This is a genomic window from Acidiferrobacter sp. (assembly GCF_054609335.1).
This window is the reverse complement of sequence record NZ_JBTRWP010000034.1, coordinates 1-13,490: the sequence shown is the minus strand read 5'-3', so window position 1 is coordinate 13,490 and position 13,490 is coordinate 1. Positions and strand designations below refer to the sequence as shown.

The following is a 13,490-nucleotide window of genomic DNA, read 5'->3' as shown; positions in this document are numbered from 1 at the left end:
TCATGAAGAGCACCGAGATACGAAGTCGCTTCTTGCAGTTTTTCGAAAGGCATGGCCACCAAGTGGTGCCGAGCAGCTCGCTCGTGCCGACGAACGATCAGAGCCTGCTCTTTACGAATGCTGGCATGGTGCAGTTCAAGGATGTCTTTCTAGGGCAGGATCGACGCGATTACACACGCGCGGCGAGCGCGCAGCGCTGCCTGCGGGCCGGCGGCAAGCACAACGACCTCGAGAACGTGGGCTACACGGCGCGTCACCACACCTTCTTCGAGATGTTGGGAAATTTCAGTTTCGGGGACTATTTCAAGCGTGACGCCATCCGTTACGCCTGGGAGTTCCTTACAGTCGAGATGGGTTTGCCCCCGGACCGACTTTGGGTCACGGTCTTCGAGGACGATCGCGAGGCGGCGCGCATCTGGCTCGACGAGATCGGCGTCGACGAGGCGCGCTTTAGCCGCATAGGCGAGGCCGACAATTTCTGGTCGATGGGCGACACAGGTCCCTGCGGCCCATGCTCCGAGATCTTCTACGACCATGGACCGGCGATCGCCGGTGGGCCCCCAGGCAGCCCGGAGGCCGACGGCGACCGTTATGTCGAGATCTGGAACCTAGTGTTCATGCAGTTCGACCGCGATCGCGAGGGGCGCCTTAACCCCTTGCCCAAGCCTTCGGTGGATACCGGTATGGGGCTTGAGCGTATGGCGGCGGTCATGCAGAAGGTGACGAGCAACTATGACATCGATCTTTTTCAGGGCCTGATCCGCGCGGTCGGTGAAGTCCTGGGCCTCAAGGATCTGCGCGACAAGTCGCTAAACGTGATCGCCGATCATATTCGGGCCGCCGCCTTCCTGGTTACAGACGGTGTCATCCCTGGCAATGAGGGGCGTAGCTACGTACTACGGCGCATCGTGCGCCGCGCCTTGCGCCATGGCCATCGTCTAGGCGCCACAGGCCCATTTTTCTATCGGCTCGTCGGCCCCTTGATCCGTGAGATGGGTGCAGCCTACCCGGAGCTTGCTCAGGGCCAAGACCACGTGGAGGCGGTGTTACGGCAAGAGGAGGAGCGTTTCGCCGAGACCTTGTCGCAGGGACTGCGGCTCCTGGAGCAGGACATCGCAGGACTTAAGGCAGGCGGCGTGATTCCGGGCGAGACGGTCTTCAAGCTCTACGACACCTACGGCTTCCCGGCGGATCTCACCGCCGACATCGCGCGCGAGCGCGGGCTGTCCGTGGATATGGCCGGGTTCGAGCGGGAGATGGATGCACAACGCGAGCGGGCGCGGGCGGCGCAGAGCTTCCGCAGTGATGAGGTCGTGGTAGGCGGCGAGACTGCGTTTTTCGGCTATGAGAGCGTGTCCTTGCCCGTGCGGGTGCGGGCGCTCGCCGCCGCCGGCCGCACGGTGCCGCTGCTCTCCTCCGGAGACGAAGGGATCGTGTTTCTGGACCGCACGCCGTTTTACGCCGAGTCGGGCGGGCAGGTCGGCGATCAGGGCCTGCTTGAAGGCCGCGGCGCGCGTTTTATAGTGGAGGACACGCGCAAGGGTTACGCTCACATAGGGCGTCTGACCGACGGCACCTTGCGGGTCGGGGATGAGCTGACCGCCGTGGTGAGTGCCTCGCGACGCCTCGCGACCGCCGCGCATCATTCGGCGACCCACCTCTTGCATGCCGCGTTGCGGCGTATCCTGGGGACCCATGTGACGCAGCGCGGCTCGCTTGTGGGGCCCGAGCGGCTGCGTTTCGACTTCAGCCACGGGCAGGCGCTTACCGCGGCGGAGCTTGCCACCATCGAGTTGTCGGTGAACGAGGCGATCCGCGCCAATAGCGAGGTTTCAGTCTCGCAGATGGGGCTCAATGAGGCCGTGGGGAGCGGGGCCATGGCGCTCTTCGGGGAAAAGTACGGCGACCGCGTGCGGGTGGTGGCGATGGGCGCTTATTCCACGGAGCTCTGCGGCGGCACGCATGTGACGCGTACGGGCGACATCGGTTTCTTCAAGATCTTGACGGAGGCGGCGGTGGGTTCGGGCGTACGGCGCATTGAGGCCGTGACCGGGCAGGCCGCACTCGACTATGTACGTTCGTTGGAGGCGCGCTTGAGCGACGCCGCGGAGGCCCTCGGGGCGAGCCGCGAGGAGCTGGTCGATCGAGTCCTGCGTATGAAGGCCCGCGCCGAGGCCTTGGAAAAGGAGCTAGGTTTGGCGCGCGCCAAGGCGGGGTTGGCCGCGAGCCGCGATCTGGCCGCCGAGGCCGTGGATCAAGGCGGGGTGAAGACCCTGGTGGGCCGTCTGGATGGGGACGTGAAGGGGCTGCGCGAGGCGATGGATCGTTTGAAGGGCCAGTTGCGCCAGGCGGCGGTGCTGTTGGCCTCGGTCGCCGACGGACGCGTGACCTTGATCGCGGGGGTCACACCGGACGTGACCGCGCGCGTAAGCGCGATCGATCTCGTGAACGAGGCGGCGCGGGTCCTGGGTGGCAAGGGGGGCGGGCGGCCTGAGCTTGCCCAGGCCGGCGGCGCTGATAATGGGGCGCTTGAGCAGGCCTTGGAGGCGGGCCGCGCCTATCTGCGCACCAAGCTTATATAAAAAGAAGGGGTTTTTCGTTTACAGGCAAGGAAGGGCGCGGTAATCTTCGCGTCTTTCAAAACGTCAAGACCCCCAATCTATGTCTTTGCTCGTGCAGAAGTACGGCGGCACCTCCGTCGGGACCGTGGAACGTATCCAGGCGGTGGCGAGCCGCGTAGCGGCCGAGCGCGCCCGCGGCCATGACATGGTGGTGGTGGTGTCGGCCATGAGCGGCGAGACCAATCGCCTGTTGGGGCTCGCCCGCGCCATCCACCCCGATGCCCCGCCCCGCGAGGTCGACGTGCTGCTCGCCACGGGTGAGCAGGTCACCATTGCGCTGCTCAGCATGGCCTTGGAGCAGATCGGCTGTCCGGCCCGATCCTATACCGGCGCCCAGGTCCATATCCGCACGGACAATGCCCACGGCAAGGCCCGCATCACCGCCATCGACGATGCGCGCGTGCGCCAGGATCTCGCCTCGGGGCGGGTGGTCGTGATCGCCGGATTCCAAGGCGTGGACGAAGAGGGCAATATCACGACATTGGGGCGCGGTGGGTCGGATACCACGGCGGTGGCCATGGCCGCGGCCCTGAAGGCGGATGAGTGCCAGATCTACACGGATGTGGATGGCGTGTATACGACCGACCCGCGCGTCTGTCCTCAGGCGCGGCGGCTGGCGCGTATCACGGTCGAGGAGATGCTCGAGCTCGCCAGTCTCGGCGCCAAGGTTCTGCAGATCCGTTCGGTGGAGTTCGCGGGCAAGTATCGTGTGCCCCTGCGGGTCTTGTCGTCGTTCGATGATGGCCCCGGGACATTGATCACCTATGAGGAATCAAATATGGAGCAGGCGCTGATATCGGGGATCGCGTTTAGCCGGGACGAGGCCAAGCTGACCATCAAGGGCGTGCCGGACGAGCCGGGCGTGGCCTACCGCATTGTGGGCGACGTGGCGAATGCCAATATCAATGTGGACATGATCATCCAGAATGTGGGGGCCGACAAGACCACGGACTTCACGTTCACAGTCCCGCATGCCGATTATCGTCAGGCGCGGCAGATCCTGGAGAAGACCGCGGCGGCCTTGAAGGCGCGCGAGGTACGGGGCGATGAGCGTATTGCCAAGATCTCGGTGGTGGGTGTGGGCATGCGTTCGCACGCCGGGATCGCAAGCACGATGTTCCGTGTTTTAGGTGAAGAAGGCATCAATATCCAGATGATATCGACATCTGAGATCAAGATTTCGGTCGTGGTCGACGAAAAATATCTGGAACTGGCGGTCCGCGCGCTCCACAGTGCCTTCGGTCTCGACGCAGAAACGGCAGCTGCGGTGCCATTGGCATAGAAGCTGCAAGAAGATGAGTTGGCGAGCGTCGTCTCAGGGACGAACAGTCACAGGGGAGTGGGCCCGCAGAGGCCCTTACGGGGAGCCGGACACCAGAAAGGCTCGAGGCAGGCTTTAAGGAGAGCGGCGATATGCTGATTCTGACTAGACGTATCGGAGAAACGCTCAATATCGGCGACCAGGTGCAGGTCACGGTATTGGGTATCAAGGGCAATCAGGTCCGCATCGGGGTAAACGCCCCGAAGGATGTCCCCGTCCATCGCGAGGAGATCTACGAGCGCATCCAGAAGGAGCGCGAGGTCGGGGTGGTGGTGGAGGAGACGCACAAGGACTGATCCTCTCTCTACATACTTTCCTGAAACGTCCGCACACGGTATGCTGTGCGCTCTCAAGGAGAGATGGCCGAGCCGGTCGAAGGCGCTCCCCTGCTAAGGGAGTATGGGGTCAAAAACTCCATCGAGGGTTCGAATCCCTCTCTCTCCGCCATCATTCGGAACGAATGCCGGTCGGTCGAGGTGGCAGTATGTGCCGCTTCCCGTCACGCGGAGGCGATGTGTGACCGAGGCCTGCGATTGAGGCTGGCGCAAAGGAGGGCGACGTTTTATAATGCGGCGCCTTGCCGGTCCGCAGGCGGTAGGGTAACAGGAGGCACTCGGGGCGCACCAAGCCTGCGAGATGTTTCCAGATACCCCGAAGGACAGGGAAGGGCAGTACGGACGGTAGCCGTCCTCACATAAGTAGTGTCCCCACAGCGCGCCCGTAGCTCAGTTGGATAGAGTACCTGGCTACGAACCAGGGGGTCGGGAGTTCGAATCTCTCCGGGCGCACCATTAAATCAAGCACTTAGAGAGGTCTCCTTCCTTTTTCATCCGAGTTTGTTCTCTATATGTCCACCTGCGGGCCAAGGATCTGGTGGGGATGCTGGGGTGATTCATGAATGATGAGCAGCTCAAGTATATCGCTGGCGTGTTTAACCTAATTGCCTTTGCTGAGTTCGGGGCGTTTGGCTATGCTGCCATCAATGTGCACCCGGTCGCGTGGGTAAAACTGGTTCTTACGGCGATTGGGTTTGTGAACTTACAATGGATTGCGGTATGGGTCCTTTCATTCCTTGAAGGCTGAGAGGCTTTGATATGGGTGAATACTGGACAGCGTTTATCATTGTGATGGGTCTCGCGAACATCGCGGGTTTTGGTGTGGTCTTATACCTAAAGCATGAGCGGAAAGACGGGCGCCATCGTCACGGGTGAGGGTGGGGCGGCTTGCTGCCCGCCCTCGCCTCTTTCTTTGATGTCGACGCTCCATTCACTCAACGCCGGAAGCAGGACGCCCTGCGCCTGAATCTGACGGTCCACCGCATGGTCTTCTGCGCGGAACAGACGACTGCCGGTGTACCCCCGAAGCTCATCCGGGCCCCGTGGGCCTTCACCGCCGCCCAAGAGCGGGAGCAATTACAGAAGCGCCATGCCGATGAGCGTAGTCAGACCCGAAATCTTCCCCGGACAGCGCAACAAACACAAACCGCGCAACGGCATTGAAGCGGAAGCGGATCCACGAGCGGTGGCGCAGGATCGACAGGCGGCTCCTGACACTGGAAGACGGACTCTTGAGGGACCCGGGCAATGGCAGGGATGCGCGCCCGGGGTTCTCTGGTCGCACGCCTTACGGGGACCGCACGGTGGGCGCCCAAACCGGCAATTCCGGGCCTTCATTTACCACACCTTCGCCATCTCCGTATACCGGTGCCCGTCCGCCTTCCGGGCCCGGGCTACTGCATCCAGTAGATCCCGGTCAATCTCGTCCAGGAACCGGCCATAGAGATACTTGTGGAGCGTGCGCAGGTGCAGCTTGTAGTCCTCGAGGGACGGCAATTCCGCGCGTTCCAGCAAATACCGTTCGATCGCCTGTTCCCGGCGATACCGGGGCCGCTGTCAACGCTCACTAAATTGGTCCACTTTCCGCCTGGTAAAAATGTCACCTTATTCGCCCGCTGCCACCGCGTCCGCGGCCTCGGTTCTGGGCGCCTTTCCGAGCAGTCCGGCCTTGCGCTTGCCTTTCAGTCGGTAGCTCTCTCCTTTGATGTTGAGGGTTGTGGCATGATGCAGCAGCCGGTCGAGAATGGCGGTGGCCAACACCTGGTCGCCAAAGATCTCACCCCAGCAGTCGAGCAAGCCGGTTTTGCAAACTGGTCGCCCGACAGCCGACATCTAAATGCGCACTCAGCCGCCATTTTCCCGCACTGTCAGACCGCCAATAACAACGTGCTAGCCAGGTTGCAGCAGTTTTTCAAATTCGTCTGCTCGCACGGGTGCTGCAAACAAATATCCTTGCGCATAGTCGCAGTCTGCTGACTGAAGGCTAACGCGTTGGGTTATCGTCTCCACGCCCTCTGCGATCACCTTGATTCCGAGCTTATGCGCCATCGCGATGATGGCCTGCGAGACCGATGCGTTACTCGCGTCGCCGGCCATATCATTTATGAGTGACCAATCGATCTTGATGGTATCAACAGCGAATTTGTTTAGATGGGCGATGGATGGGTCCCCCGCTCCAAAATCATCAACCGCCACCTCAATACCGGCGTCATGTAGTGCGACGATCCTGTCATTGACATTGCCCCACTCATTCAAAAACGTTTCTTCTTTTATATCGACTGAAAGGCTATGCGGCGCCAGCCCAAGACTTTTTATATGGGCTCCCCAGCTACTTGTGTAATTGTTGTCGATGAACTGCTTGGCCGACAAGTTGATGTTGATTTGAAACGGCTTTCCCAATAAAGCGCTCCATAGGCGCGAATGCAGGGCTGCTTCGGTAAATACCCAATTGCCGATCTCATCCATCACCCCGGCCTCTTCCGCAGGCCCCATAAATTGTCCCGGAAGCATCAGGCCTAACTCGGGATGGTTCCATCGCAAAAGTGCTTCTGCCTTGACAATGCGCCCCGTGGCCATATCAAGTATCGGTTGGTAATACACATCGAGTTGTTGGTGCGGTAAGGCCACACGCAGGTCGGTGATTAATCGGGAGCTTTGTTCCACAGATTGCCCCTGATTGGGCAAGAAGAAGTTGAAGCGGTTGCGCCCCGCGGTTTTCGCCACATACATCGCCTGGTCCGCGTTTTTTAAAAGCTGTTCGGCAGTGCTCGCATCTTGGGGACAGAGGGTGATGCCGATGGTGGCAGAGATGTGAATGATATTATTGTTAACCTGAAAGGGTGTTGCGAGTTCTTTTAAGATTTGTTCAGCGACGATATCGACATGTGGGTTGTCGATCAGGTCTTGCAATATGACCGTGAATTCATCACCGCCCAGACGCGCTACGGTGTCGGTTGCCCGAACACATGAGCGGATGCGATCTGCTACCAGTCGCAATAAGATATCGCCCGAATCGTGTCCAAACCTATCATTGGCTTCTTTGAAATGATCGAGATCAATAAACAGCACGGCGATCTGTGCACCCGTGCGCCCGGTATGTTTGACTGACTGGTGGAGTCGATCGCCAAACAAGCGTCGATTGGGCAGGCCTGTTAATAGATCGTAGTTGGCTTTTTGCCAGTTTCTATTCTCCGAGATTTTACGCTTGGTAATGTTGCGGGCAGTCCCGGCAACAGCTTCAACTTTGCCCCTCTTGGTAAGGACAGGGGCAAAAATGAAATCATAAAACTCCACTTCTCTACCCGGAGATGTATAGGGAATGTCTCCGCGAAATTGTTGTTTGCTGGCGATGACATGTTGAATTTGGCCCTGCATTTCAGCCGCTGCAGAGAAATGAAGATCGAAAAAATTCGTCCCCACGATCTTATCGATGGGTAGCCCCAACAATTGAGTTAGCGCTTTGTTGGCATAGGCAAATCTGCCCTCCATGTCGAAGGTAAAACTGAGATCAGGGGAGGACGACAAAATCGTCTCGAACACGCGAGTTTGCTTGTCTCTTTCCGCTGAATAACTATCAACAGATTCGCTGACCGCCTGATCGATGGCTTCGTTAAATCGAATAATGTCCTCATTCGCGGCTTTCGATACCGGCTTAGCGAGATGCGCCTCTTGCCATAGTCTGGTAACACTGGCGCGCAACGCTCTATATTCCGCCATAGCTGAAACCAAACTGAACCCCAACTCTAGGCGGTCTACGCCATGGGTTGTGGCTGCCGTTTTGGTAGCGGGGCGGTGACCTTTCGACTTTTCGGCTTGATGGTGGGCGGACTCTGGACGAGCTAGATCGGCGGCAATCGTTTCCAGAATTTGTTTGACGTGATCACGCAGCATGTCTTGATCCGCTTTTTGGGATGCTAGAACCAAGGTGGCCGCGAAGCTCTCCCACTCCGCGAGGATAGGTTCGAGGTTCTTCAGAATAAAGTGTGACAGTCGCACTGTTGTCTATCTCTAGTGAGGTCTGTGAACCAGAGTGAGGTCTGTGAACCAGTGTTTGTAATGTCCCCGGTTTGTTAAATCGTAGCGCCGAGAAAAAAATGCACAAACCGCATGTAATCGGGCCTGGTATCAGCACGGTTGGTAAAAGCGCACGTTGTTTTGTGGCAATAACAGCGCTCCGATTGACAGTGCAATGAGATAAGCTCACATACGCCCGTCTTCTGTGATTTTGGTGTCATCTAGTCTGATTTTCGGTTTGGGTGGCTCTAACGAAAAATCAAAACTAAAACAATAATGATCACGATAGTACCGATGCCAATATACATTTGTTAACTCCATCTCACGGCCCACCCTCAGCGAGGGTAATTAAGCACGAATTAGGTTCCATTAAGGTATCTACTCTTGATGATGTCTGTGCGCAAGCATACTTAGGGGGATCAACTTAACATCGGTCCGCTACCAGGTCAGGTTCCGGCCAGAGCGGAAACGCAGTCGTTTTAGGTCTCGACCGCTTGCAGCCCATGCAAGTACGCGGTCCGGCAGGGCGCCATAACGAAAATGGAGAAGAATTGGGAATGTGATTGAGAAATGACGGCCGGGCCGCGAATGGCGGGCTGGGGCCAGAGGACTAGGCCGCTCGCACGGTAGGCGTTCCGACTCGTGGCCGGTGGGTGGTTGAGGCAAAGGTCCCGGTTTCTATATTGAGGAATGAGGCAATCCCCCTCGCTTAATGGGAGCTATGTGCTGAGTAAAAGACCTTCATGGACATCACTCTGGCGGGTTGTTTATGGCACACGGCCGCCTGTGGGGTCTGGCGCCCTAAAGCTACCCTTCGTCGAAGCTCGCAGCACTGAAGATGGCAGGCATCATATCTCGCGATAGGTACGCCGCACAATTAGGGCACCTCTGATTTAGCGCCTATATTCAAGCCGTTATGGTAAAAAGGGCGCCAGTTCAAACGGATAAAATCCATGCGCCAGATGTCTTTAGCCACAGGCACCTTCGAGACCCACAGGAAGCCCACCCGTCGAGAGAAGTTTCTCTCAGATATGGAGAAAGTGGTGCCCTGGCAGGACCTTTGTGCGGTGATCGCACCCTACTATCCTAAGGGTGAGAACGGTAGGCCCCCGGTGGGGCTTTTGCGCATGCTCCGGATCTATTTTCTCCAGCAGTGGTTCAACCTCTCCGATCCGGGAGCGGAAGAGGCCTTGTATGAATCGGTCTCCATGTGTCGGTTCGTGGGTATCGACCTCGGCCGGGAGCCGGTGCCGAATGAAACGACCATCTTGAAGTTCCGCCATCTCCTTGAGAAACACCATCTCGGGAAGAAGCTCTTCCGGGAGGTCCACCGGCATCTGGAATCCCAGGGCGTCAAGGTCACCCAAGGCACGATAGTCGATGCCACGATCATCAGTGCCCCCTCATCCACCAAGAACAAGGATAAGGCCCGGGACCCCGACATGCACCAGACCAAGAAGGGGAGTCAGTGGCACTTCGGCATGAACCCCCCTGAGGGGGGTAAAGGCTCATATCGGGGTCGACAGCAAGACCAAAGTCATTCATGCGGTCGTGGCGACCGCTGCGAACGTTCATGATGCTACCATCCTGCCCGATCTCCTCCATGGCGAGGAGACCCGGGTCTGGGGTGACTCGGCCTACCAGGGTCAAGAAGCGGTGATCCGGGCGCAGGCCCCCAAGGCTCGTGACCTCACCAATCGCCGCTATCGGACCAAGGGCGTCGTAAACGAGATCGAGCGCGCCAAGAATCGCGTGAAGTCCCAAATCCGCAGCCGGGTCGAGCACGTCTTCGGGGTGATCAAAGGCGTCTTCCATTTCACCAAGGTCCGCTACCGGGGTCTTGAGAAGAATTCCCATCGGCTCTTTGTCACCTGCGCGTTGGCCAATCTGTACCTCGTGCGCCGACGGCTATTGCGACCCATGAGGGCGTAATCCGTCCAAAAATCGGGTTCGGGGCTACAAAAGACCTTCCGAGCGATGAAATGAAGCCCCATCGGGGCGCGGAACAATGCGTTTCGCCTTCCCGGCCTAGCAGAATTCCGTTTCGGCGCCTTGGTCTTGTCGAAATGAGGGGTTAATTCAGACGTGCCCTAATTGTGCAGGCAAGCCTACCGGGGCGGCGTTTGTGGCGATTAATGGAATGATGACGCCGTGACGCGACACTGCCGGGGATAGAGCGGCTCGTGGGCCCTGCCGGATGTGTGTGCGGAGAGCGCGATTTCGTGCTCCATTTTTGCTCAACTCAGTGGCGCATTCAAGAGTATTCAAGTGTACTGCGTGTATTTCAACACGCTGTTATGAAAGTAAAATGCTCTCTATCTGCCGGATCAGAAAAAGCCTCTGAAACGATTCGTAATCATCCCGGCCGCATGCGCCGGCCTGGAACCGCTCGAACAGGTTCAGATATTGGGTAAATATGGTATGTACCATACGCGTATGGTAAAATGAGACATGGAATTCGAATGGGATCTTTCCAAGGAGAGGGCCAACCTTCGTAAACACGGGGTCAGTTTTTCGGAGGCGGTCGAGACCTTTTTGGATGCCAACGGATTCCAGCTGACGGACAAGACACATTCGGAGGAAGAAGCGCGTTTCTACTGGGTCGGAAAATCCGATACCGGACGCGTGCTGACGACCTGGTTTACCCACCGGGGGCAGAAAATTAGGATTATCGGATCGGCGGAATGGCGGAAATTCAGGAGGCTGTACAATGAAACAACCCAACCTGCGTGACCTGCAGATCGATCGGGTCGGGACGCGTAAAATCCGGGCGGCGGCGAAAGCCGGGTCTGTGAAAATTACGATCAATATCGACCGGGACAGTCTGACGCTGTTGCGGGCGATGGCGGAGGAGACGGGGGCTCCCTATCAGAGGCTGCTCAATACCGTGTTGCAGGAGGGTTTGAAGGGCCAGGAACCCCTGAAGGCGCGGGTGGACCGTCTGGAGCGGGCGCTTAAGAAGATCCAGCGGCAGAGTGCGGCCTAAGTGCGCCGCCTCCCTCCCCGGAGGCTGGGGCAGGAGGTTGCGTGTCCATGGCGGCCGGACAGGGAAACGATGCATCACGCGTTTTTTGATCGAGGGTCCGTACCCTGAAGATTCGCTACCTTCAAGGTCAGATCTGCGGCCTGACGATTGAGCAGGCCAGCGAGCGGGCCGACATCCTGCATTTCTCCTATGAGCAGGTCGCCGCTTAGATCTCGACGCCGATAGCCTCGCCCTGAACCTTGCAGGACTCTTGCGGGGATCAGTCCTGCTTTATCCAGCTCAGTCTGGCAAAATACGCAACGGGCGCCCGGTATTAGTTTAAAATAAACAACTGGTTACGGAATAAAAGACCAACTAATAAAAGACCAACTACGAACCAGGGGGTCGGGAGTTCGAATCTCTCCGGGCGCACCATTAAATTAAGCACCTACAGTAGTCCCTACGAGCCGCAAACCTGGATATGCCATAACCCTGCCATAACGCGTATGGCAAAAAAGGGGGCAGGCATGGCGACATTCCGCAAACCCAAGCTCCCGGGTGGCCGCGACCGCCGCTTGGTCGACCGACCCAGCTCGGATGTTCTTTTTTGTCGACATGGATCTGCTGATGGCGGCCTTGCTGGGAAGTATGGCGGAAAGCTCCCATCGGTTGTGTCCGTCAAGTTGTGCAAATTCCTTCCTGGTATGAGGGAGGGTTTCATCAGGCCGCCCGCAGCCGTTCGCGGCGCTGCTCCTGAAGCAGGTCCATGTTGAGGTAGCGATTGTTCTCAAGCCACGCTTCATGGGTCTCGACGCAGAGGGCCCGGATGAGGCGCAGGCAGGACTCGGTATTGGGGAAGATCCGCACCACCCGGGTGCGGCGCTTGATCTCTTCGTTTAAGCGCTCCAGCATGTTCGTGCTCTTCAGGTGCTTGTGGTGGGCCCAGGGGAGACGGTAAAAGGTCAGCGTCTCGCCGATATGGTCCTCGGGATCGTGGGTACACTCACCTGGACGATCGATGGCAAGGCGATCGCCGTCGGACCCGGGCAAGCCGTATGTATCCCGCGCGGCGCCGTCCACAGGTTTGACAATTTCGGTACCGAAGATGCGAAGCAGCTGTCGAGCGTGACTCCAGCCATCATGGGACCGGGCTACTTCCGGGAAGCGAGCGCGCTCGTCAATGCCGCCACCAGCGGGCCACCAGACACGGCCACGATGGTCGAGATCTTCCGCAAACACGGGATGACTATTGCCGCGCTGCCGCCGACACGCTAGTTCCTCGTGCGGAAGCGAGCTTATCTCTGGAGAGGTAGTAACGTAGGAAGCGGGTCTTACTGGTCGGCCTTGATCAGGCGACGGTGGACGATTCGGTTCCGGCGCTACCGCCGGGCAGGATGGCGGAGAAGGTCCCCGCTGGGGTCTAAATAGCCCTCGCCGATATGAGCGGGCGCGCCGACCCATCGAATGACGGGTTCCCGGAAGGCTGACCGGGACGCTGAGTGTCTCTTGCTGGCCGATTGTACGCACTTGCTATGGCGCCACAAAGCTGTCGTTGGCGATGGGCATCACGTTTCGACCGACGGATAGCGGTGCAGGAGATTGAACACGTACTCCCGGGCACACGCTGCCGTAGCATGAGCCGTCTAATTCACTCGTAGGCGGGCGCACATTCCTGTCGCGTCAACGAGTCAGGGACGTCAACGCTTCATTCCTGAACCGCGTTCGAGCACCCCAAATTGGCTCATTGTCCGGCGCGGGTAGGTGAATGGGGAATTGACCGACGTGCGACACGATGCTCGCCAGATCGCATGGAACTTGCCCGCCGGAATGATGATCGCGCGCTCATGCGCCCGGATCTTGGCGCACCCGCGAGAGTACGGCCTCAAAAGTGCCGAGGCGCGCGGCATAACGCTCATCCACCACCTCCTTGACAGCCTGCTGTGCCACGCGCGGCGAGCCGGAATTGAACGGGGGATGCGGATCGTATTCGATGGAGAGTTGCACGGCCTGCGCGATGTCGGGCCCGGCGATCTCTGCCATCAAGGTGAGCGCAAAATCGATACCCGCCGTGACGCCGCCACCCGTGAATCGGTTGCCGTCACGAACAACGCGTTCTTTCACGGGGATTGCGCCCACGCGTGGCAGCAGATGGTGATAGGCCCAATGCGTCGTCGCCTTTCTGCCCCGCAGAAGGCCCGCGGCGCCGAGGATGAACGCTCCCGTACAGACGGACG

The 13,490-nt window shown here is 58.7% G+C and carries 11 protein-coding genes, 3 tRNA genes and 4 pseudogenes; 12 read left to right on the top strand and 6 right to left on the bottom strand.

The genetic code is table 11. The annotated features are described in order from the left end of the window. Positions 1 to 2 precede the first annotated feature (2 nt). From alaS to ACYCTF_RS09935, 6 genes are all read left to right on the top strand, one after another. Complete coding sequence (gene alaS / locus ACYCTF_RS09960) at positions 3 to 2,582, top strand: alanine--tRNA ligase (RefSeq protein WP_461284002.1); 2,580 nt, start codon at positions 3 to 5, stop codon at positions 2,580 to 2,582. Positions 2,583 to 2,661: 79 nt separating this feature from the next. Next, positions 2,662 to 3,903, top strand: a complete 1,242-nt coding sequence (locus ACYCTF_RS09955) for an aspartate kinase (protein ID WP_461284001.1) — start codon at positions 2,662 to 2,664, stop codon at positions 3,901 to 3,903. Between the two features lie 131 nt (positions 3,904 to 4,034). Further along, positions 4,035 to 4,238, top strand: a complete 204-nt coding sequence (csrA, locus tag ACYCTF_RS09950) for a carbon storage regulator CsrA (RefSeq protein WP_461284000.1) — start codon at positions 4,035 to 4,037, stop codon at positions 4,236 to 4,238. A 57-nt stretch (positions 4,239 to 4,295) separates the two neighbouring features. Next, positions 4,296 to 4,389: transfer RNA gene (locus ACYCTF_RS09945), tRNA-Ser, on the top strand. Between the two features lie 267 nt (positions 4,390 to 4,656). Continuing rightward, positions 4,657 to 4,733: transfer RNA gene (locus ACYCTF_RS09940), tRNA-Arg, on the top strand. A 103-nt stretch (positions 4,734 to 4,836) separates the two neighbouring features. Further along, positions 4,837 to 5,025 carry a hypothetical protein gene (locus ACYCTF_RS09935; protein ID WP_461283999.1) on the top strand — a complete coding sequence of 63 codons (189 nt, stop codon included), beginning with the start codon at positions 4,837 to 4,839 and terminating at the stop codon, positions 5,023 to 5,025. Between the two features lie 86 nt (positions 5,026 to 5,111). Here the strand turns inward: ACYCTF_RS09935 and ACYCTF_RS09930 are convergent, their stop codons facing one another. The 4 genes and pseudogenes from ACYCTF_RS09930 to ACYCTF_RS09915 form a co-directional block, all read right to left on the bottom strand. Then, entirely contained in the window at positions 5,112 to 5,258 is a 147-nt protein-coding gene (locus ACYCTF_RS09930) for a hypothetical protein (RefSeq protein ID WP_461283998.1), read from the bottom strand. A 357-nt stretch (positions 5,259 to 5,615) separates the two neighbouring features. After that, on the bottom strand, positions 5,616 to 5,792 hold the full coding sequence (locus ACYCTF_RS09925) for a hypothetical protein (protein WP_461283997.1): 177 nt from the start codon (positions 5,790 to 5,792) through the stop codon (positions 5,616 to 5,618). A gap of 90 nt (positions 5,793 to 5,882) precedes the next feature. Continuing rightward, positions 5,883 to 6,062: pseudogene (locus ACYCTF_RS09920) on the bottom strand (ATP-binding protein); the annotation flags it as partial. 105 nt (positions 6,063 to 6,167) lie between these two features. Next, positions 6,168 to 8,168 carry a putative bifunctional diguanylate cyclase/phosphodiesterase gene (locus tag ACYCTF_RS09915; protein WP_461284845.1) on the bottom strand — a complete coding sequence of 667 codons (2,001 nt, stop codon included), beginning with the start codon at positions 8,166 to 8,168 and terminating at the stop codon, positions 6,168 to 6,170. 1,076 nt (positions 8,169 to 9,244) lie between these two features. Between ACYCTF_RS09915 and ACYCTF_RS09910 the strand changes: the two are divergent. From ACYCTF_RS09910 to ACYCTF_RS09895, 4 genes and pseudogenes are all read left to right on the top strand, one after another. Then, positions 9,245 to 10,223 (top strand): annotated as a pseudogene (locus ACYCTF_RS09910) (IS5 family transposase). A gap of 519 nt (positions 10,224 to 10,742) precedes the next feature. Beyond that, complete coding sequence (locus tag ACYCTF_RS09905; RefSeq protein ID WP_461267474.1) at positions 10,743 to 11,024, top strand: BrnT family toxin; 282 nt, start codon at positions 10,743 to 10,745, stop codon at positions 11,022 to 11,024. Next, the gene (locus tag ACYCTF_RS09900) at positions 11,002 to 11,277 is read left to right on the top strand and encodes a hypothetical protein (RefSeq protein WP_461267472.1); all 276 of its coding nucleotides are present in this window, start codon (positions 11,002 to 11,004) and stop codon (positions 11,275 to 11,277) included. The genes ACYCTF_RS09905 and ACYCTF_RS09900 overlap by 23 nt, the downstream gene beginning before the upstream one ends. A gap of 303 nt (positions 11,278 to 11,580) precedes the next feature. Further along, positions 11,581 to 11,691, top strand: a tRNA-OTHER gene (locus ACYCTF_RS09895). Between the two features lie 285 nt (positions 11,692 to 11,976). On the opposite strand, the pseudogene ACYCTF_RS09890 reads toward ACYCTF_RS09895, so the two are convergent. Then, positions 11,977 to 12,243 (bottom strand): annotated as a pseudogene (locus ACYCTF_RS09890) (transposase); the annotation flags it as partial. Here ACYCTF_RS09890 and ACYCTF_RS09885 point away from each other — a divergent pair. Both ACYCTF_RS09885 and ACYCTF_RS09880 read left to right on the top strand, forming a co-directional pair. Then, positions 12,235 to 12,315 (top strand): annotated as a pseudogene (locus ACYCTF_RS09885) (cupin domain-containing protein); the annotation flags it as partial. The pseudogenes ACYCTF_RS09890 and ACYCTF_RS09885 overlap by 9 nt on opposite strands. 66 nt (positions 12,316 to 12,381) lie before the next feature. Next, positions 12,382 to 12,531, top strand: a complete 150-nt coding sequence (locus tag ACYCTF_RS09880; RefSeq protein WP_461284018.1) for a hypothetical protein — start codon at positions 12,382 to 12,384, stop codon at positions 12,529 to 12,531. Between the two features lie 567 nt (positions 12,532 to 13,098). Here ACYCTF_RS09880 and ACYCTF_RS09875 read toward each other — a convergent pair. Further along, positions 13,099 to 13,490, bottom strand: a 392-nt coding sequence (locus ACYCTF_RS09875; RefSeq protein ID WP_461284844.1) for a DJ-1/PfpI family protein, incomplete at its 5' end; no start/stop codon positions are given.